The organism is Pedobacter sp. N36a (assembly GCF_014472395.1).
Classification (GTDB): domain Bacteria; phylum Bacteroidota; class Bacteroidia; order Sphingobacteriales; family Sphingobacteriaceae; genus Pedobacter.
In genome coordinates, this window is sequence record NZ_JACSZW010000001.1 from 676,472 (window position 1) to 695,252 (window position 18,781).

The following is an 18,781-nucleotide window of genomic DNA, read 5'->3' on the forward strand; positions in this document are numbered from 1 at the left end:
TATAATAGTTTGAAATTTGAATAATGTACCCGCTAGAATTAGTTTTTCATTCAAATGACGATAGTTTATGACATAGTGATTTATAAAAACTATTTTATAGATTTGGCTGTTAACAAAGTAAATAAAGAAGTATATATCAGTCCGTTGGGATTGTGTGTCTTCTTTTTTTAGTTACAAAAAAGTTCAAAACTCAACAATCATGGCAACTGACAAAATCAAAACAGCAGAAGAGTATGCCGAGTTATTCAAACATGACTATAGTAACATAGTCGGTAATGGCTCAAATTTTCAATCTAATCTTGGATGGATGAACCAAACAGAAAATTTTTCAGTATTTACCCTTTATAAGGACACCACTCCAGTGGTGGCTTCCAATAATAGCTCAATCAATAAATAATAAATGCCAAATTGGAATGAAGTCATCTTAGAAATAGATTTAGCTAGTAAAGAGAATCCAGATGACAATGCATATGATACTGTAAGAAGGAAATATTTAGCAAAAATACACACGATTACAAAAAGAAATGTTATAGCCTATTATTCAGGTTGGATGCAGAGGCCTGGATCAGCGGATGCTTCAGTCAATGATAAAGATAAATCTGGTTTTATGCTAGCTATTAATAAGCTAGATAAAACTTTAGGGTTAGATTTAATTTTACATACTCCGGGAGGAGATGTTGCTGCGACCGAATCTTTAGTTGATTATTTATACCAAATTTTTGGTAAAGATATTAGGGTTATTGTGCCTCAGATTTCAATGTCTGCTGGGACTATGATAGCTCTTTGTTCTAAAGAGATCATCATGGGGAAACACTCTAACCTTGGTCCAATAGATCCTCAATTTGGTGGCATGGCTTGTCAAGCTGTTTTAGATGAATTTGCACAGGCAACAAATGATATTAAAGTAAATCCCCATTCTGCAATACTTTGGCAGGCAATAATTAGCAAATACCACCCAACATTTCTAGGTGCGTGTAAGCAAGCAATTGAATGGTCAGAAAGAATGGTCTCTAGTTGGTTGAGTCACAATATGTGTCATGGAAAGGGTGAAGATGCAGTTAAAAAAATACTTACTACCTTCTCAAACCATCAAGAACAAAAATCTCATTCTAGACATATCCCAAAACAGGAGTGTATTGATGTAGGTTTAAATATTACAGCGTTAGAGGATGATCAAGATTTACAAGATGCAGTTTTAACAACTCACCATATGTATTTACATACTTTTTCGAATAGTTTAGCTGTTAAGTTTATAGAAAATCATACAGGGATTGCCTACATTGAGAAGTTTGCAGCCCCTAAACCGAATTAGGATTAGTAACACTTTTTAAATTAAAGGTATAAAATAATAAAACCGGGTAGTTATTACTCGGTTTTATTATTTTATACCTTATTCATAATTCTACATGTATAATTATGAATACCAGGTAGATTAACCTCCAGCTTAGCATTAGAGCCCTGTGCTGGGTAAACATACTCAGCGAAATCACCAAAACCATTTAGATCCGTAATATTATAAAGGCCGTTTGATCTTAAGGTCTCATTGATAGAATTCAGAATGTTTACCAGACTTTCCGCTTTAGCAACAAGGTCATAGCCGGTTTCTGTATCAATGTATTGTCTGGCCCTAGAGTCTTTCAAGCCTTCTAGATCTATTTCATTCTTTATGGCCGCTAAGCCATCGACGACTTTAATATCTGTCAAAGCGAACGTCATTCCAGGATATTCTAACCTGAGAATTAACCTGAGATCTAGATATTGCAGCAACTCATTAAAAGCCCTTAAAAAGGCATTACCCTTTTCATAGGTTTGAGCGGTTACTGCATCTGTTACTGCAGGGGATGTAATGCCAGCAGTAGCAAATTCAGCTTTGATCTTGCTTATTGCTGCATCAATGTATGATTGTGGACCAACAGCAAGCAACTCATTATACTTTGCGGTTGTAGATCCTAACTCGATGTATGTTTCATCAAATTCGGTAAATAAAGCAATAACATTATTGGCTTTGCTAAGAATTAAAGATTTTTCATTCAGGTATGCCTGATCAATCTGCTTAATAATTTCATCATTTTGATGAATTAAAATCCGGGTCTTCTCCATTTCTTTTTGTTTTAAATTTACTTAAAGTGCACCACTTTGTGCACCATGAATTGCGTTTGTTATTGAAAATATGTGTTTACTGCCGGTTTTAACTCTTTTATTTAAGATACAGTAGGATTTGAACCTAATTAATTTAGTCCTATATTTATATCTCTAAAATTTATGTAGCCGTTGGTTACCAATAGCCGCTGACGGGATGTCACCGGCTATTGATTTATTATCGATTAAAGTCTTTAAAGGCTGCTCTTAATTGTCTTTTGGTTTCCGGAATGCTACCGGTTAATACATCTTTCCCTTTACTCTCAACAGCAGCAGCGTAATTCATTCCAGCTACAACAATCAAGACATAGCCTGTTGGATGTGCTTGTAATAATTCTTTAATAAGCTTCTTTCCTGCGGCCACTCCTTCTTCACCGTTTTTAACCTTAACAAAATCACTGCCTAATCTCTTTACGCCGTTCTTTAAAACCACATACCCAATCGAGCTTCTTAAAGCCCCGCTCTGATCCATGTATGTATTTTTCAACCGGGCATTATTTACAAACGTTTCACCTATAAAAGCAAGACGGAGTACAATAGCCCGATCCACGGCTACAAGACGTTCGCCAATTGCGCGGCGAATATCTTGGCGGGTAAAATTTGGTTTTATCATTATTAGTCCCTCGTAGTTTTAGCTCCAGTTTTTTTATCAATTGAAGCAAGTGTATTTTCAATATTTGTTAACCGGTTAAGGTTATCCGTATTATTCGCTGTCCTGAAAGTGTTAGCTTCAATCTTAAGTGCAGTATCAAAGTTTGCTTTAGCGATGTTTAAAATTTGTTGCGCAGTTAAGTTTGTTTGCTTAGTAATATCAAATTGACCACGCCATAAACCTTCAAGGCGCGAGCCGGTATCCTGGTTTAATGAGGCGGTAAGTGTACTGGGTTTTAAAGCAGTCGTGTCTGAGTTACTACCTTTTAGATCAGATCCGGTAATCTTTTGAAATTCTTCAAACTTTTTAAGTGCATTACCTGTAAGTGAAGTAAATAATCCATTTAACCTGGCGATCTCATCAGCAGTAAGCTCATCCCCACTTTGAGCTGCTTTATCAAACTCATTATAGAAACTCTCCATTGCCCCAGCCAATACCTTATTTTTGAATATGCTCAGCGCAGCATCGTCCATCGACGTCTTAAAGAAGTCTGCAAGATCCTGAGCTGAGGTTTTTCCACTTTTAAACATGTCAGCCAGCGTGTCGGTTAGTGCGTTTGACGTGGTGCCAGTAAACAACTCTGAGGTTTCTCTTGCTAAGTCAGCAATAGCCTCTTCAGCATCATATCCCTTCTGCTCAAGCTCTTTTAACCGCTCAACTAGTGCTTTAGCATCTTTCTCCAGCTTACCCTCCGCGAGCAACTGACTCAGTTCTTGAAATGATTTGCCCTGAAGACTCGCGTATGTTTTCTCAACTTTTGCTTTCCGGAACCAGGTACCATGTTTATATGTCTCAGATGCAATAGAACTTTGTCCCTGAAGCTTAGCCATGATCTCATCGGCCTCCTTGCTATACGCTGCATTTTGCGACTTTCTTAAATTAATTTCATCACGAATACCTTGAAGGGCAATTTTATTATTTCGAACTGTTTCAAGCTGCCTTTCTTTCAGAAGATCCTGGTACTCTCTTTCTCCCTTTATTGCGTTGATATAAAAATCTTCAACCTCCTTTTTAGCGGCTAAGTTCATTTCACGAACCTTTTTTCCGATGGAGAATAATGTACCAACAGCTTTAACCGCAGCACCCACCATCTTGGCCGGATCACCTGAAACAATTGCCCCAGCAACATCCGCGGCAGCCCCTGCCAGTTGGCCAATAGTATCTAATGTATAACCAGCTTCAGTATCAACCCCACCTAAACCTTGCGACAAAGTCATAGCGGCATCGGAGGCTAATCCTAAACCGGTAGCAACTGTATCTAGGGCTTTATTATCCTTAAGTTTGTTAAGGAAGCCTTTTAGGCCTTTAGCGTTAATTTTATCAGTTGCATCCTGAATTTCAATTAACCTTCCATAAAGCCTCTTTAATTCAGCATCGTTCTCAGGGGTGGTTATCTTAAGTTTTTGTCTCTCAGATATTTCTCCAATTACTGAACCCTTTTCCTTGTTAAGCTCTTTTACATTAGATTTGTTAGCGCCCAAATTTAACCGACCTTCTAAGCCACTAAGCTGATATTCAACACTCTTTTTTAGATCACCAGAAATTGAAGGATCTTTTAACAGGGAACGCATTGTTTCAATCTGCTTTCTAATCTGCTCCCGAGTCAGGATCAAAGCGTCCTCACTGAATTTTCTGTAAATTTCAGACTTAGCCAAAACCTCCTCCCTAGCAGAGTTAATACCTGCATCCCTGCTTAGCTCTAAATTTCTTCGTTGTTCATCGGACACGTTCCCGTTCTGTTTTTTAAGAAGAGCATCCAACTGTTCATTGTATTTTTCACGGATAGATAGCTCTTTTTTAGCAAGGGTTTCAGCAACCTGGGATGCTTCGGTGTATTGTTGGTCACGTTTTTTCTGTTCGGCTTTTATCTCCTCATTGATCCGTTTATCCTGATCTTGCAGGCGATCCAGCTCAGGACCACTCATTTCCGTTGGGTCTTTACTGAGTAGTTTAGCTCGTTCAGCTTCTAATTTCTGTAAATAAGTAACCGATGTATCTATTTCACCTTTGAAACGAGAATCAGCAGCCTCCTTACCTAAGGATGTTTTGTATGATTCATAATCATCATAAAGAACCTTCTGCTTGTCCAGTTCAGTCTTTAATTTTTCAGTATCGTTTGAATATTGTTGATTTTCAAGTGCCTTTTCAATCGCTGGCTTCAGATCCGGATTAACCTTTTTATTTTTAGGATCCTTGTTATAAGTATCTATGTCGTGTTGCAGTGATTTGTATTGGCTCCTGATCTCAGCTAACTTTTGTTCATCATCAGTTAAAGACTTATTGTTGTATTTATCATTAAGATCATAGATTTTTTGAAGCATTTCAGCGTGGCGTTTTAATGCGGATCCCTCTTCCTTGTCTGTTTTACCAGAATTGACAACATTAAAACTTAGTAATTCCCTTTGAGCATCAGAGATCTTCTTTTTTAAAGGAGCAGCATCTTTTTCGAAAGTACTGCTGGCCTTATCTAACGCTTCTAGGTCTTCAGTGTTCTTTTTTACTATTTCTGCATAGAAAGCTTTATTTTTGGTGACTTCTATCTTATCCGTTTTGTCTACCGGCTTATTTACATTTCTTAAAGCATTTAGTTCATCCTGCTTTTCTAAGTATTGCTTTTCTAATGTTAATAGCTCTACAGATCCCCTTTTGTATAATGATTTTTGGCTTTCAATTATAGCCAAGTCATTTTTAGCAGCATTGATTTGTTCCTTTGATCCAGTTTGAACAGAATTACCGATCAACTTATTGGTTTCAATCTGCTGCTTCAAGATTTTAGCCCTTTCTTGATTTTCTGAAAACATTAAGGATTTTATAGTTGAATCATTTATTGCATCGCTTCTTTTTTTACCGCTTTTTTTTAAGTAATCCTCTAAAACGGCAGTGGTATTGTCTAGGTTCTTCTTTATCTCGCTCTCATTGCCAATACTGGCCTTAATGGCACCTTCTTGAGTTTCTAAACGGAATTTATCTCTTAATGATTTTATGTACTCGTCAACTCCTTTCTTAAGGTTGATATATGATAGTGTTTTTGCATCAAGACCTTTTACAATACTTGGATCAATATCTTTAATCTTGTTATAGATGCTTAATCTTTCAATCTCTGACAGATTCGTGTTTTTAAGCATTTCAACATATACCTTTAGTTTTGATTCTGCTGTTGAAACACTATCGCCTTGTAATTTTACGGCTTCAGCAGTCAACTCTGATGCAGTTTTAACTTTCGATGTAGCATCTTCAGCCATATAAAGATATGTGGTTATAGCGGCCAATGCGGTAGCCACAGCCACATATGGATTGGCAGCTAACACTGCATTCAATGCCTTTAGACCTTTCCCCAAGGTTTGTGTCCAGTAATATTGGAGTATTTCCGCGCTAGTAAAGCCCACAGATGCATATGTCGCTACTGATGTGGTGGCAGCTGTTAATAATAGGGCGGTACGATAGACTCCGTATCCGGCAATTAGAGATCCTAAAATATCAAGGATATCCTGGTAGTTCTCTATCATGTTGGTTGCGGCAGCTATACCTGATGCAAATAAGCCCTCTTGTGATTGCCCCATATCATTTAACATCAGATCCCAGGCATCTTTTAACCTTTCAATCTGGCCAGTTAGAGTTTTAGATTGAGCATCCATCAACCCGCCAAACATTCCACCGGCAGCAGTCATGTTTTTAAAAGCCTGCTCTACTTGCGGGAACCCAACTTTTCCTGATTCAACTAATCCAGCAACTTTGTCTTTAGCTACACCAAGAACTTTAGCGAGTTCAGCATAAATCGGAATACCACGGCCAGCGAACTGACGTATATCCATGGCATAAGCGCGCCCCTGAGTCTTTAATGTACCATATAAGTAAACAAGGTCACCAATCGGCACAGAAACACCACTGGCTACATCCCCCAACATCCGGAGTTCACCGACTACGGTTTTGGCAGTTGATCCGTAAGCCAGTAATTGTTTAGCGGCTCCGGCAGCATCCTTTAATCCAAATGGCGTGGTACCAGCAAATACAACCAGCTCCTTCATTAAAGTGTCAGACGCTGCTTTACTTTTCAGCATGGTCGAGAATGCAATATCCAATTGCTGGAACTCACTACGGACCTTTACTATTGATGAAACAAAACCTCCAGCCGCTTGAACTGAAAAATATGCAGCAGCGGCTGCTCCTGCTTTCTGGGAGAAAGATTGAATTTCATCTCCCTGCCTTCGCATGCCATCTGTCATACGGTTTACACCGCGCTCCATGTTATTTATTCCGTTATTAAATCTTGAATCATTTAATGTTGCGGTGAAATCTAGCGGCCCACCTGTGATATTTACAGCCATAATATTTAGTTTTCAAAAGATTTATTTTCAATATCACTATCCTTAGGCGGGTCCACACCTGGTGGCAATCGCATTTCTATCTGTTGGTCAGGAGAATCCAATACATTTTGACCTTTAATGAATTCAAGACTCTTTACAAACCCTAATAGATCCATTTGTTTTGATATGATTTGCATTGCTTGATGAAGATCATTGACTGTAAATTCTTTTTTTATTCTTCTTAAAAGATGTTTACTTGGTCCTTTTGGGCTGTTAACCATCCCTAAACCAATTATCTCTATTAATTTATCTACTTGTTCTATATATAGGTTTGATACTGATCTTTCCATTCCATCAGCAAGTATTTCATCTGGGATAGTTATTGCTATTTTAGAGACGTTGTATCTAACTACAGCTAATACAGGGGTGATTTCATACTTTCTATAAGATGGGAGGATTCTTAGTGTTTTTAAAGCCCACATTAATACATTTGTAGGCCTGGTTCCTATTGCTATCGTAAGGGGATTACTTTTAATTGTCTGTTTCATTTTTTAATAAATTAAGAGAAGTTATGCACCATAAAACGCACCACTATTTGTGTTTTATGATGTAACTTCTTGTTTTCTATATTGTTGTGTTTATTTTTTGAGATGAGGTGAGATTTGAACCTTTAATTTGGAAGCTTATCTGGCTTGTGATCTTCAATCATTTGCTTTTGAACAAAGGCCTGCAGCTTTATATGATGATCTTCTAGTTCTTTATACATTGCAAATGTTTCTTTTTTCTGATCCATGAGATAAACGATAACATCCCATTGATGCTTAGCTAGCTCTTTAGCTTGTTTAAATGTTGTTGGCGATTCATTATCCATTATGAACCCCATTTTTTCTTTTATTGTCATGTAAAATTCTGTTTTAATCGTTCATACTCTCTTTGCAGCTCTTCGTCCGACATCTTGTCGAATCGATTTACACTTTCCCCTTTAGTAGTAAGATCAACGGCTGTCATGGCTGGAAGGCTATATTTTATCATCTTCTCAAAGAAGGTCAGCTTATCCTTAGGGTCTAGCTTTTCATATTCCTCCTGCATTTTTGTCGCATTTTTTTGAAGGAATCCAGATATAACCTCTCTTAGGTCTTTAGTTACCTTGTTAGTGGTACCTGGTTTCCTTCCGCCGGTTCTAGGCAATCCCTTAGGCCGTCCGCGTTGTTTTATATTATCCATCTTTATCTACTTTAGATATTAATCTCTTCCTCCAAAGCCTTAGCGTAAGCTTTTACCTCTTCATCCGTCAATGGCACATTGTAATTGATGTTATTCATATTACCCTCAATAGTTGTTGTCTTTGGAAGCACGTAGGCTACAAGCTTTTCAATAAAGGCAACTCTATCTTTTGGGGATAGCTTCTTTATATCATCACCTATTATTTTCCAGTTGCTATCAATAAGATCTTTTACAGCCTGTTTCATGTTCTCTGTAGCCTTATTTTTCGATCCCCTGGGTCTGCCATAAGGGTTATTGGTTGTACCTTTCTTCGGTGCCATATCTTAGTATTTCTTTGTTATTTACAAAAGGGGGATTGTTAGGCCCCCAATTGTTATCACATTTCTTGTATGTTCACATTTGAAGCTTTTCGGGCTTCTGGAGTGTTTGAATTAAATTGCTCAAGCCCCTGTTTAAACCGTTCTTGCTGTCTATCTGATTCAATCTCTTCCGGAGACCTATCTAGGCCATGGTAGCTCATCAGACTATCTACTTCAATGTTCGCAGCGTTATTTGGATGGCTTCGAATGAATTCGTTTAGATCCTTTACAATTTGTGTGCGAGTTTCAGTGCTCATTTTTTCCAAAAAAGCCGCTAATAATGTGTGTTTACCTTTCATATGTTTATTAATTATTTGTTGTGTAAGTGAATTGAGCGAGATTAGGACCGTAAATAGCGGTCTTGCCATCTAAATGAGTAATAAATCTATTCAGGGTTTCAGTTGACCTAAGTTTATTTGCTAAGTCGCTATTATAACCATTGACATCAGTGATCATCTGGTTATAAGCCCTCACAAAGTCCAGAAGTGAAGCGTATCCTTTTGCTTCAGCTTCAGTTTCTATGTAAATCCTGCAATATTCATCCTTTAATACTTCAATATTTTCTTGTGTTATATTAAATCTATTATTGAAGAATGTGATCTTATTAGATCCACTTATAAGAGTGTAATAACCAATTCGATCACTACTATACTTTTTAAGTTCCGAAACAGCATCTGATAGCGGTTTCAATGCTTTATCAATATCACTCATTAAGGCGTTTTTCAAACTTGGATTATTGATCTTAAGACGTTTAATCTCTGATTTTACGTCATCGGAATACTTAACCTGGACATTTGACACCCCGTTTGAAACCAAATCCTCATATACTTCGATAGTAAATGCGCCCATGCTAAGCTCTTCGTATTTTGAAGCTACTTTATTAGCCAGGTTCGCGACCTTTTCTAAACTATTTTGAGGGTTACTAAGCCTCGATAAGTCTTCGAACACTAATGTCCTTTGTTGTTCTATTTCTTGCTTTCCCATATCTTTTATTTTCTTTTACTGATTAAAATATTTTTTCTTCGTTGGTTTCATTCGTTATTTCACCTGGAATACCCTGTATCTCGCTGAATTTCATTTTAGCACCATTAAAACTTAAGATTGCCGTATCAATAGCGCCATTTCTATTTTTAGCGAAATTCACTTCTGTAATACCGACCATACTATTGCCCTCAGCGTCTTCCATAATTCCGTAATACTCAGGTCTAAATAGGAAGATAACCTGATCAGCGTCTTGCTCAATTGAACCAGATTCACGCAAATCAGAAAGCATTGGCCTTTTATGAGCTCCAGCCCTCTCTTCGACTTTCCTGCTCAGTTGGGATAATGCTATAACTGGCACATTCAAGTCCTTAGCAACCGCCTTTAAGCTTCGTGAGATGCTACTTATTTCCTGCTCACGATTATTTTTGTATTCAGATTCACCTTTCATAAGCTGCAGGTAATCCACGACTATTAGACCGATGTTGTGATTTCTTTTGAGACGAGCGCATTTAGATCTGAATGATTGAATGCTTAATGAAGCAGTATCGTCAATAAATATTGTGCTCTCAATTAATTCTCTTGAATGATGAAATTTGTAAAACTCCCACGGTTGTAAATTCCTATTTAAAATTTTATCAAGTGGAATACCTGTTTCGGCCGACAGCATTCTATCAGTTAACTGTTCCTTACTCATTTCCAAAGAAAATATAACGGTCGGCTGATTACCAATAACCGCAGCATTTCGACAGAGATTAAGCATGAATGCAGTTTTACCCATTCCAGGTCTGCCAGCTAGTATAACGAGATTGGAGTTCTGCCAACCGGAAGTTATCAAATCGATACTATGAAACCCACTGGGAATACCTGTAAGTCCATTTTCACTTTTGGTTTCATAGTGCAAGAGACGATCCTTCACAATATCACTTAATTCAGAAATTTGACCAGCACTTGTTTCGGTAAGTTTCTGAATTGAATTGATCATTTGATCTTGCAACATAAAAATGTCTTGATCACCCTTAAAGATGTTTTTGGATGTTTCTGTTACTATACGGATAGTTTCCCTCTCCAGGTATTTTTGCATTATGATGCCGGCATGATAAGCGATGTTAGCAGATGAAGCAACACGACTTGTAAGTTCAGTCACATAGAATGCACCACCAACTGCCTCTAAATCACCTAACCTCCTTAACTGGCCGACAACGGTAATTATATCAATTGGACTGGAAGCCATAAACAGGCTTTTAATCGCTTTAAATATTTTCTTGTGCCTTTCATCATAAAAACTATTCTCATTGATCAGAGAGCTTATTTCATGGTATGCTTCTCGTTCTAACATTACAGCACCCAACACAGCTTCTTCAAACTCTTTGGCTTGTGGTGGAACGTTTAATATTTCTAATTTATTTCTCATGCTGTGTGTTTTACTTGGTTTCTTGGCTTACCCAATACAAAATCATTTGGCGTAGATGCATCAGGTATATTAGAATCGATTATAAGTTCATCCTTCCAATGGCCACCGTTTAAATATGTGATAGGATCCTTCCTAAATTGTTTATCGGGGGTTGATTTTACATAGTCAGGAACAACCTTCAGTATTTCCAACTTATCTGAACCGGCTAAAGTCTTCCATTTAGTCAAGGCCTTATCTCTTCCTACCTTCTTTTTGTATATATCCCAGAATTGATCAAAAAGAGGATCGATCAAATGATCATTCTTTTCTTTTTTAGGTTTAGTGTTTAATGTTTTACTATTGTTCTGTTCAGATTCCGAGTTACCTAGTGGGTTACCCACCTGCTTACCTTCCGAGTTACCTAGCGATTTATCGTATAGTAAACAGAGGGTAACCTTTGCTCTCGTATATAGATTTTTACCTTTCTGGTAGTTAGTTATGAATCCATTTTCCTGTAGAAAATTCAGTGCTTTGTAGTAGGTTGTTTTGTCAACTTTGGCCAAAGCCATCATATAACCGAAGTCCACATCAAACTCTTCAGACCACTTGCTCTGATTGTTCATATCAAGTAGAGCATAATACACCGCTATAATCCCAGAGGTTATACCAGGCGTTTCAATTTTCCTCTCCCTGAAAGCATTCATTTGGGAGATGTAGTTAATACGTGGATTTTGTTCATCAGCCATCCTTACCCCTTATCCTTTTGTGCTGAACTGATCAGGTGATGTAAATGGGATTCAGTAACCCTGAATTTTTTGCATAAGTTTTCGATCCCCTTTTCAGTGAAGTATAATGATGGGTATCTTTTTAAGGCTTGTAGGATTGAGAAATCACTTACCGGAACTACTTGGTGCTGATTTTCAGTATAATTAGATATAGCCATTATATACCTCTCCCTTTCTTAGCCAAGGCTGACTCTACATCAGAAATCCTGTAAAAATATTGCTTACCAAGCATAACAAAGGGAATAACACCTCTTCGTCTATATGTTCTAAGTGTGTTGTCGCTGATGCCGAACCTCTCTAAGACTAGTGAGGTTTTTACGAGCGCTTCATTGACTTCTGCCAAGTCAGGGTTAGATTTGCTAACGAAAGACAATATTTGATTTTGCCTTTCTTCTATAATAGCTAACCGCTTTTCTAATGATTCAAATGGATTGTAAGACATGCTGCTTCGTTTTGTTAAAACAAATTTACAGCAGGTGTAATGCGGGATTTTCTATACTTTCTATTATAGAAAAAATAGAAAAAAAAATCTAAATCTAGGAATTTAGGCGTTTTATGTCGTCTCTAAGACTTATGATATGTTCTAACATTTCTTCTTTGGAGTAAACGTCTTCAACTTTTGCATATGATTTATAAGAGTGAATTATTGATCCTGGCTTTAAACCTTCAAAATAAGAGACAAATAATTTATCTGCAAGTTTATTATTGACATTTTCTATAATATTTGCTTCAATGAGTGCTGTATAAAACATCCCAGCAGCAGGACTGTGTTTCTCAATTAGCCATGTATTATTTTCATCAATTAAGGATGGAGCTTGAGTGAAAATATCATCAGGTAGACGTAGTTTTCGTAATATTCCAACAAATGCGCCTATATGACCTTTATATAAAGGTCTGAACAATTCATTAAAAGTTTCAGGAACGTTTTTGTTAGCCAGCTTTTCTCCTAGCTTTTTGTTTACTTTTCGTTCTGGCGCATTTATAATAACTTCTTTCCAATCTGCTAATTGATCGTTTAAATATTCATGTGACCTCTCTACAGGCTCATTAAAAAACTTCGAAATTCTAATTCTCTTCCTAACATCGAGATAATTTTTATCAACAAACTCAAGTGCTTCCTCTTTAGGCTGCTTAAGTAGCCACTCTTCGATTTCGTCAAGTGAAGCAATCTTTAATCTTAAGAGTTTCTCGTGAAAATTTGTAAGATATGTTTCCACCGACTCCCTGTATTGATCTACGCCGTAAAAAAGAAAGACTAATCTCATTTCAGCTAACTCCATCATTGTATCAGAAAACTCTTTACATAACTTGTTAATTAACTTTTCATTCCAAGGAAAGACGCGGATAGAGGTATCCAAATAATGTTCTATTTTCATTTTAACATTATCCATAAAATCCTCTGAAAACTCTGCCAAATGAGCTAGTGACACTACTCCGTCATTGTTTTTCAATGGGCCTAATTTATCCCAGACATAATGATTATTATTCTTATCGTTGTCACTCATAACTAAACTACTTTTAAGTTGCTTACTTCACCCCAGGCTTTCACCATCACTAACTTTTTACGTTGTTCAGTCACTTTTACATAGCGCTTAAAACTCTTGTAATCTTCCCAGCCGCCTATTTTCATAACCTCCTCAGTGCTCATTCCTTTTTCTAATGATAGAGAAGCAAAGGTTTTTCGAGCATTATGGAACGATATCAACGCCCATTTTGGGTACAGATTAATCTCGCGAACATTCCCTCTGAATCTAACTATCTCCTGAGGTTTATCAATACCGGCCAGTTGACATAGCTCTTTGACGTAATCATTCAATTTTTGATTTGAAACTACTGGTAAGGGTCTTCGATTTTCTTTATACTTGCTTAAGATAGATGCAGATACTGCATTCAATGGAACGCTCAGCTCAGTTTTTGTTTTTTTGACTGTTATTGTGATAACATCATTATGGATATGTTCTCTTTTTAGTTGGGCAACATCGGAATACCGGAAACCTGTAACGCATGCAAACAAAAACACATCTTTTGTTTGGTCCAGTCGCTTATTAGAAGATAAATCTAAATTATACAAGGCATTAAACTCGTCTTGCTCTAGGGCAATTACTTCAAGGGTTTCCTTCTTAATTGTAAAGTCTTTATAACTATCAGAAATCTTGATATTATTGCGTCTGGCATAGCTTAAAAGAGTTTTTAAGGTACTTAGGAGTTTAGCAATGGTGCTATTGCCGAGGTTTCTGTGATTTATAAGGAAGGTTTGAAACTTAGCAAAGAATGAATAATCAATTTGGTCAAATTTCACTTTGATTTTTGAGTGTTGCTCAAAAGCCATTAAATGTGTTTTAACAGATTTATAAATATTTAAACTGCCTGGTTCCCTAAGCGCAAGATGATCACTTATATACTGATCAATAAAATTAAATAGCAATTCTTTAGCCTCATCTTTATGGGTTTTTCCACCATTTTGCTGTTTAATTTCTTTAATGATATCTGAACCAGAATAGGACTGTTTATTATACTCAAATCGCTTTTCTATGTTCCGGATCTGGGAAGTTAATGTATTCATCTCTTGGAGAACATTTCCGATCTGAACACTATCGAGAAGAGTTAGTTCAAAATCAATATTTGGATTTAACTTTAATGCATCCTTTTTCTTTACAAATACTGGAAGCCTGGTGGATAAGTCCCAGTTTAACTCATGTAATTTTATTTTGGTCTGAATTGTAAACCTCTCTCCTTGGATTTGATAGATAATTCTAAGCGGTGATTTCAGTGTCTTTTTTGACACCATGTCTTTTCTCAGATCAAAACGTATTGTGCCCATTGCTATTTTTTTGCTAAAGGTATGTTTTTACCAAACATGGTGCAAAAATAGGTGCAATTATTTTAATGACAGTTACGTAATGTTGATGTTAATTTAGGTTTCAAAATAATTTAACCCTATTTAAAACGCTATTAACGGCTATTCTATCCCTGAATATCATTAAACGTCATCAAAAGGTTCGAATCCCTTCGGGAACACTAATAAAAGCCTTTAAAGATCTCTTTAAAGGCTTTTTTCGTGATTAAGCTAGCCCTAAAATAATACCTGCCGCCCAATAAGGGGAAATCCAGTTCGATGAACCATTCTAAAGCGCTGATCTAGATGGAAGGATTATACGAGCTGACCCTGGTATTCTGCCCCTATTATTTTAAATCCAGCGCTACACAATAAACAACACAGTGGTGACCTACATCCAAAGCCTGAAAATTGAAGTTGCGAAGAGAAGTTTTGACAGCAGCAGAAAAAACATCACAGAAGTGAGGTATGAGGTAGGCTATACAGGCTTATTATTTAGTTACACCAAACATCAGTACCAGACGATCATTCTGATAAAGGTTCAGTGTCTGGTCTGCCACATCAAACTTAAAGTTTTTACTTCCTAAAATGCTCAGGTATTTACGCTCCAGTTCATTCAAGTCCTTATCCATACAAGCACGACGTGTACTTGCTGCCGGACCGAAAGCAATTGTAGTACTTCCCGCGTTATAATTACCGAAGTAATTATTGCAACCAGAATTACCACTAAAACGGCGCTCTGCCAGATTGAAAGAAATCGTAACCGGTGAATTGTCCTGCGTTACCCCTTCCATCTGGATCAATTTCCATCGGTTTTTACCAATATAACTCCAGATATCGTTGTTACTATTCGCTTCGGTTCTAAACGCTAAAGCTTTCAATTTCCCTTTATAAAAAGTCAGCGTATTCCCACTCGTCTCCAATCTATAGGTTTGATCGCTTAAGGCCTGTGTAAATTCAGACTCCAGCTTGTTCACCTTTTCATCTGAGCAGGCCATCATAGTGGAAGCTACTTTACCTATAGACAGACTTTTAGTTTTTGGGACATAGTTAAAGCTTCCGAAAATACTATTACAACCTCCAGAACCATTAAACTTATTCCCCTTTTCATCCAACCTGATAAAAACGCGATCACTGTTTACCGCTCGGCCGTTGATTCTGCTGAGCGTCCATTTCTGGTTTGCAGCTGTTAATAACGGGTCTTTAGTGTCGAATGGCTTAACCATGATCTTTTCCTTTTTGATCACTTTCTTCAGTTTGTAGGTATAAGCAGACGCATCAGCAGGAACGTTTTTTCTTTTTGTCCTAATCACTGAAAGCGTATAACGATACCCCTCCTGATGCTTGAATCCTTGGATTTCGCTATAAAAAAGCTCCCAATTCTTGCTGTTTTTGTATTTTACCTGTAAACAATTCATTGGGGCAACTCCAGTACAAGAGGCACGGTCTTCCTTCACCATCAACGTGATCACATCCGCGGCCATTGCGCTCATCACACTGCCAAAAACAATCAGCAGTGATAGAATTCCTTTTTTTGTAATGATACTTTTTAACATTTTGCGTGTATTTAAAATGATATTTAACCTTTGACCATTTCCACAGACGTTTGGGTAACTACAATTCTCACACCAAAATTATATGATTGGTTCAATACAAGCAAAATGCTGAAAACAGTAAAAAGCCAAAAATACCTTTAAAACTAGCTTCAGTATATCCAGCGCTAGCAGTCATCCCTTTTCCACCGATACAGGTACGGATGTGAATACAATCTTCGATATTATATTCAAAAATACGTTCTGTTGGATGCTGAGGGTAATAACCGGCCCAGGTGGTTCCCATATCACGAAGGTTGAAGTTCACCATCCGTTCCCCTTCTTTCAGCATCAGCTCGTTGATGTGCTGTTTCACATTGAAACCAAGGTCATCAAAATGGGCAACATCAGGATATTCATGAGCGTCTCCGATGATAAAACTACCATCTACTGCTTTTTTAAAGAATAAATGAATGCCCCATTCTTTCAATTCCTTATCATGATCAGGAGTGGCCAACTGTTTAAACGAAGGACAGCAATCTTCAAAGCTTTCATACCTTCTGATGGTTAGTCCTGTTAAAATATTTCCTTCTAGGGCAACCTCTGGCATAGGCACCGTCCGCATCATTTGAAGTTTACTCATCACCTGTCCGCTGGAAGCAAATAATTCCGGGAAGAGCTATTTAAATTCATAACCATTACAAAGCACCGCTTTATTGGCCTGATAAGTACGATTGCCGGACACTCGAACTGCTACACCATTTCCAGTTGGTGTGCAGTCTATCACAGGCGAATTACACAGCAAAGTATAACCTTCAAATTTTGCCTGCATAAACTCTTGAAGGCGATAAATCATCAAAGCTGGTTCTACACTGACCTCCTGGTGTAACCCATTACCTGAGCAATCACTAACCATACTTTATAATCGACCCCCAAATATTGATGGCCATCAAAAATACCTGCAGTAAAGGCCTTTCTAAAAGCATACATACTGTTGTAACAGCCGAAAGCCGCTAACCCCGCCAAAAAAGAAATATAGAAATATGGCCAAACCGCAACCTTGTTCCGACAGTATTTTAACAGGTTCATACAGAATTATTGATTGACAATTAATACTTCAGAATTACCATTGATCACATATGTGAGATGATATCTCAGGTCTATATCTTCTGCTTTGACAACTTGCTGTGGATAAGCATGAACCTTCACGGCCCTATCGAATACTACTAATTTCCCCGACATCATTGAACATTTACATGTTCTGAAATACTAAACTTTGTGTATTAATACTAAACAAAGTTTAGGTTAAGGAATTGTTAGATTTCAATTACCTTCGCCTACGGAAGCCAGGCAAATTAGGTTTATGCTTTTTACTCAGAAAAAATTTATGATTTTTGCGAGTCTAAGCTAAGACCATGGCCCTTCCCCCCTTATCTTTAACCTTCAATTCATAGCAGATGAAATTCAATCCTATTGCCTTTGTGATTAATCTGGCGATTCCTTTAGCAGTTGGTGCTCCTGGAAGCATACTTACCCTAAATTCCGTAAAAACCTGGTATCCTACCCTCGCGAAACCTTCTTTCAATCCACCGGATACCATTTTCCCGCCGGTATGGACTTCTATTTTTATCCTTATGGGAGTTTCTGCCTATTTAGTATGGCAAAAAAGAGCACAGATTATCAATTTCCCACGCATGGTGGCAGTCTATGCCATTCAATTGGTACTCAACATCATGTGGTCCTTCTTGTTTTTTTACGCGAAATCTTTAGGTGCCGCCTTATTTGAAATTGTTTTCTTATTGATTGTCATTGTCATCAATGCTTCCATGTTTTACAAAATTGACAAGACTGCGGGTTTATTGTTCATTCCTTACTTCCTATGGGTATGTTTTGCAACCGTTTTGACTTACAGCATCTTTTCGCTGAACGGTTAATTTAATAGCGGGTCTGCAAAAAACATATTCGCTTTTACTACATTTGAAAAAATTAATAACATCAATGATTTTTAGCGCAATGAAAAGATTATCCTTAGTGCTTTTGCTAATTATGGCTTGTACAACTGTCTTCGCACAACATGCAGACATCAATAATTTTATCGTAAAAGAGAGCCTATTGAAAAACAGCAAGCTTGCTATTATTGCAGCAGATTCGCTGGATAATCCAATAGAAAAAATCAATGGTGTCTATACTTTTACAGTGAGTGGCTTTACACAGCCTATTAAGTTCAATGACGGAATAGCAGTATTACCACTGCAATTAGAAAGATCGGCTTTCGTTTACCTGAAACACCAGAATGACAAGGGTACACACAGTAAATTATTATATGTCTACAAAAAAGATGGCACCCTAAATCCATATACAATTAGTAGTTTATGGCTAGTTTTATTCCCATTAATCCTGGTATTCCTGGCTTTTGCTTTTAGAAAATTCATCATTATAGCGGTGATCTTACTCCTGGTTTTCTTTTACTTTAACCACAGCAACGGCCTGAGTGCCTCCACCTTCTTTGAAACTATTTTTGATGGTTTAAAGAAGATGTTTTAACTTATAAATAGCCGCTGATCAGGACAAAACCA

Annotated in this window: 22 protein-coding genes; 4 read left to right on the forward strand and 18 right to left on the reverse strand. The window is 37.3% G+C overall.

The features are described 5' to 3' along the window. Positions 1–199: 199 nt before the first annotated feature. Complete coding sequence (locus H9X96_RS03155) at positions 200–397, forward strand: hypothetical protein (protein WP_187664864.1); 198 nt, start codon at positions 200–202, stop codon at positions 395–397. Positions 398–400: 3 nt separating this feature from the next. Next, positions 401–1,312 carry a S49 family peptidase gene (locus H9X96_RS03160; protein WP_187664865.1) on the forward strand — a complete coding sequence of 304 codons (912 nt, stop codon included), beginning with the start codon at positions 401–403 and terminating at the stop codon, positions 1,310–1,312. A 71-nt stretch (positions 1,313–1,383) separates the two neighbouring features. Here H9X96_RS03160 and H9X96_RS03165 read toward each other — a convergent pair whose 3' ends face one another. The 18 genes from H9X96_RS03165 to H9X96_RS23055 all read right to left on the reverse strand — a co-directional run bounded on the left by H9X96_RS03165 (position 1,384) and on the right by H9X96_RS23055 (position 17,294). Continuing rightward, positions 1,384–2,100 carry a hypothetical protein gene (locus H9X96_RS03165; protein WP_187664866.1) on the reverse strand — a complete coding sequence of 239 codons (717 nt, stop codon included), beginning with the start codon at positions 2,098–2,100 and terminating at the stop codon, positions 1,384–1,386. A gap of 217 nt (positions 2,101–2,317) precedes the next feature. Beyond that, positions 2,318–2,752: a hypothetical protein gene (locus H9X96_RS03170; RefSeq protein ID WP_187664867.1), complete on the reverse strand. Its 435-nt coding sequence runs from the start codon at positions 2,750–2,752 to the stop codon at positions 2,318–2,320. A gap of 2 nt (positions 2,753–2,754) precedes the next feature. Then, a complete protein-coding gene (locus tag H9X96_RS03175) occupies positions 2,755–7,116 on the reverse strand; it encodes a tape measure protein (RefSeq protein ID WP_187664868.1) in 4,362 nt (1,453 codons plus the stop codon). A 5-nt stretch (positions 7,117–7,121) separates the two neighbouring features. Further along, the gene (locus H9X96_RS03180; protein ID WP_187664869.1) at positions 7,122–7,643 is read right to left on the reverse strand and encodes a hypothetical protein; all 522 of its coding nucleotides are present in this window, start codon (positions 7,641–7,643) and stop codon (positions 7,122–7,124) included. A 122-nt stretch (positions 7,644–7,765) separates the two neighbouring features. Further along, a complete protein-coding gene (locus H9X96_RS03185) occupies positions 7,766–7,996 on the reverse strand; it encodes a hypothetical protein (RefSeq protein WP_187664870.1) in 231 nt (76 codons plus the stop codon). After that, complete coding sequence (locus H9X96_RS03190) at positions 7,993–8,319, reverse strand: hypothetical protein (protein ID WP_187664871.1); 327 nt, start codon at positions 8,317–8,319, stop codon at positions 7,993–7,995. The genes H9X96_RS03185 and H9X96_RS03190 overlap by 4 nt, the downstream gene beginning before the upstream one ends. 11 nt (positions 8,320–8,330) lie before the next feature. Continuing rightward, entirely contained in the window at positions 8,331–8,639 is a 309-nt protein-coding gene (locus tag H9X96_RS03195) for a hypothetical protein (protein WP_187664872.1), read from the reverse strand. 56 nt (positions 8,640–8,695) lie between these two features. After that, positions 8,696–8,977, reverse strand: a complete 282-nt coding sequence (locus H9X96_RS03200) for a hypothetical protein (protein ID WP_187664873.1) — start codon at positions 8,975–8,977, stop codon at positions 8,696–8,698. A 7-nt stretch (positions 8,978–8,984) separates the two neighbouring features. Then, positions 8,985–9,662 (reverse strand): hypothetical protein, encoded by a 678-nt coding sequence (locus H9X96_RS03205; RefSeq protein WP_187664874.1) that lies wholly within the window; start codon positions 9,660–9,662, stop codon positions 8,985–8,987. A gap of 22 nt (positions 9,663–9,684) precedes the next feature. Then, positions 9,685–11,073 carry a replicative DNA helicase gene (gene dnaB / locus H9X96_RS03210; protein WP_187664875.1) on the reverse strand — a complete coding sequence of 463 codons (1,389 nt, stop codon included), beginning with the start codon at positions 11,071–11,073 and terminating at the stop codon, positions 9,685–9,687. Beyond that, entirely contained in the window at positions 11,070–11,798 is a 729-nt protein-coding gene (locus H9X96_RS03215) for a hypothetical protein (protein ID WP_187664876.1), read from the reverse strand. Before H9X96_RS03215 ends, dnaB begins: the two co-directional genes overlap by 4 nt. A 196-nt stretch (positions 11,799–11,994) precedes the next feature. Next, the gene (locus H9X96_RS03220) at positions 11,995–12,279 is read right to left on the reverse strand and encodes a helix-turn-helix domain-containing protein (protein ID WP_187664877.1); all 285 of its coding nucleotides are present in this window, start codon (positions 12,277–12,279) and stop codon (positions 11,995–11,997) included. A gap of 94 nt (positions 12,280–12,373) precedes the next feature. Beyond that, positions 12,374–13,342, reverse strand: coding sequence for a hypothetical protein (locus H9X96_RS03225; protein WP_187664878.1), 969 nt, complete (start codon positions 13,340–13,342; stop codon positions 12,374–12,376). A gap of 2 nt (positions 13,343–13,344) precedes the next feature. After that, positions 13,345–14,658 (reverse strand): site-specific integrase, encoded by a 1,314-nt coding sequence (locus H9X96_RS03230; protein WP_187664879.1) that lies wholly within the window; start codon positions 14,656–14,658, stop codon positions 13,345–13,347. Positions 14,659–15,164: 506 nt separating this feature from the next. Further along, positions 15,165–16,229, reverse strand: a complete 1,065-nt coding sequence (locus H9X96_RS03235) for an META domain-containing protein (RefSeq protein ID WP_187664880.1) — start codon at positions 16,227–16,229, stop codon at positions 15,165–15,167. A 91-nt stretch (positions 16,230–16,320) separates the two neighbouring features. Then, a complete protein-coding gene (locus H9X96_RS03240) occupies positions 16,321–16,848 on the reverse strand; it encodes a hypothetical protein (protein WP_187664881.1) in 528 nt (175 codons plus the stop codon). Between the two features lie 36 nt (positions 16,849–16,884). Next, positions 16,885–17,121: a hypothetical protein gene (locus H9X96_RS03245; protein ID WP_187664882.1), complete on the reverse strand. Its 237-nt coding sequence runs from the start codon at positions 17,119–17,121 to the stop codon at positions 16,885–16,887. Next, complete coding sequence (locus H9X96_RS23055; protein ID WP_222943817.1) at positions 17,073–17,294, reverse strand: DUF5690 family protein; 222 nt, start codon at positions 17,292–17,294, stop codon at positions 17,073–17,075. Before H9X96_RS23055 ends, H9X96_RS03245 begins: the two co-directional genes overlap by 49 nt. 368 nt (positions 17,295–17,662) lie before the next feature. Between H9X96_RS23055 and H9X96_RS03250 the strand changes: the two genes are divergently transcribed. Next, a complete protein-coding gene (locus H9X96_RS03250; RefSeq protein WP_187664883.1) occupies positions 17,663–18,139 on the forward strand; it encodes a TspO/MBR family protein in 477 nt (158 codons plus the stop codon). 112 nt (positions 18,140–18,251) lie between these two features. Further along, positions 18,252–18,749, forward strand: coding sequence for a hypothetical protein (locus H9X96_RS03255; RefSeq protein WP_255430967.1), 498 nt, complete (start codon positions 18,252–18,254; stop codon positions 18,747–18,749). Positions 18,750–18,781 lie beyond the last annotated feature (32 nt).

Excerpts from the sequence above, each read along its gene's own strand:
- H9X96_RS03200 (WP_187664873.1), bottom strand. The coding sequence starts at position 8,977 with ATGAAAGGTAAACACACATTATTAGCGGCTTTTTTGGAAAAAATGAGC.
- H9X96_RS03165 (WP_187664866.1), bottom strand. The coding sequence starts at position 2,100 with ATGGAGAAGACCCGGATTTTAATTCATCAAAATGATGAAATTATTAAG.
- H9X96_RS03215 (WP_187664876.1), bottom strand. The coding sequence starts at position 11,798 with ATGGCTGATGAACAAAATCCACGTATTAACTACATCTCCCAAATGAAT.
- H9X96_RS03195 (WP_187664872.1), bottom strand. The coding sequence starts at position 8,639 with ATGGCACCGAAGAAAGGTACAACCAATAACCCTTATGGCAGACCCAGG.
- H9X96_RS03240 (WP_187664881.1), bottom strand. The coding sequence starts at position 16,848 with ATGAGTAAACTTCAAATGATGCGGACGGTGCCTATGCCAGAGGTTGCC.
- H9X96_RS23055 (WP_222943817.1), bottom strand. The coding sequence starts at position 17,294 with ATGAACCTGTTAAAATACTGTCGGAACAAGGTTGCGGTTTGGCCATAT.
- H9X96_RS03175 (WP_187664868.1), bottom strand. The coding sequence starts at position 7,116 with ATGGCTGTAAATATCACAGGTGGGCCGCTAGATTTCACCGCAACATTA.
- H9X96_RS03220 (WP_187664877.1), bottom strand. The coding sequence starts at position 12,279 with ATGTCTTACAATCCATTTGAATCATTAGAAAAGCGGTTAGCTATTATA.
- H9X96_RS03190 (WP_187664871.1), bottom strand. The coding sequence starts at position 8,319 with ATGGATAATATAAAACAACGCGGACGGCCTAAGGGATTGCCTAGAACC.
- dnaB (WP_187664875.1), bottom strand. The coding sequence starts at position 11,073 with ATGAGAAATAAATTAGAAATATTAAACGTTCCACCACAAGCCAAAGAG.
- H9X96_RS03225 (WP_187664878.1), bottom strand. The coding sequence starts at position 13,342 with ATGAGTGACAACGATAAGAATAATAATCATTATGTCTGGGATAAATTA.
- H9X96_RS03180 (WP_187664869.1), bottom strand. The coding sequence starts at position 7,643 with ATGAAACAGACAATTAAAAGTAATCCCCTTACGATAGCAATAGGAACC.
- H9X96_RS03155 (WP_187664864.1), top strand. The coding sequence starts at position 200 with ATGGCAACTGACAAAATCAAAACAGCAGAAGAGTATGCCGAGTTATTC.
- H9X96_RS03255 (WP_255430967.1), top strand. The coding sequence starts at position 18,252 with ATGGCTTGTACAACTGTCTTCGCACAACATGCAGACATCAATAATTTT.
- H9X96_RS03185 (WP_187664870.1), bottom strand. The coding sequence starts at position 7,996 with ATGACAATAAAAGAAAAAATGGGGTTCATAATGGATAATGAATCGCCA.
- H9X96_RS03170 (WP_187664867.1), bottom strand. The coding sequence starts at position 2,752 with ATGATAAAACCAAATTTTACCCGCCAAGATATTCGCCGCGCAATTGGC.
- H9X96_RS03250 (WP_187664883.1), top strand. The coding sequence starts at position 17,663 with ATGAAATTCAATCCTATTGCCTTTGTGATTAATCTGGCGATTCCTTTA.
- H9X96_RS03160 (WP_187664865.1), top strand. The coding sequence starts at position 401 with ATGCCAAATTGGAATGAAGTCATCTTAGAAATAGATTTAGCTAGTAAA.
- H9X96_RS03205 (WP_187664874.1), bottom strand. The coding sequence starts at position 9,662 with ATGGGAAAGCAAGAAATAGAACAACAAAGGACATTAGTGTTCGAAGAC.
- H9X96_RS03235 (WP_187664880.1), bottom strand. The coding sequence starts at position 16,229 with ATGTTAAAAAGTATCATTACAAAAAAAGGAATTCTATCACTGCTGATT.
- H9X96_RS03230 (WP_187664879.1), bottom strand. The coding sequence starts at position 14,658 with ATGGGCACAATACGTTTTGATCTGAGAAAAGACATGGTGTCAAAAAAG.
- H9X96_RS03245 (WP_187664882.1), bottom strand. The coding sequence starts at position 17,121 with ATGGTTAGTGATTGCTCAGGTAATGGGTTACACCAGGAGGTCAGTGTA.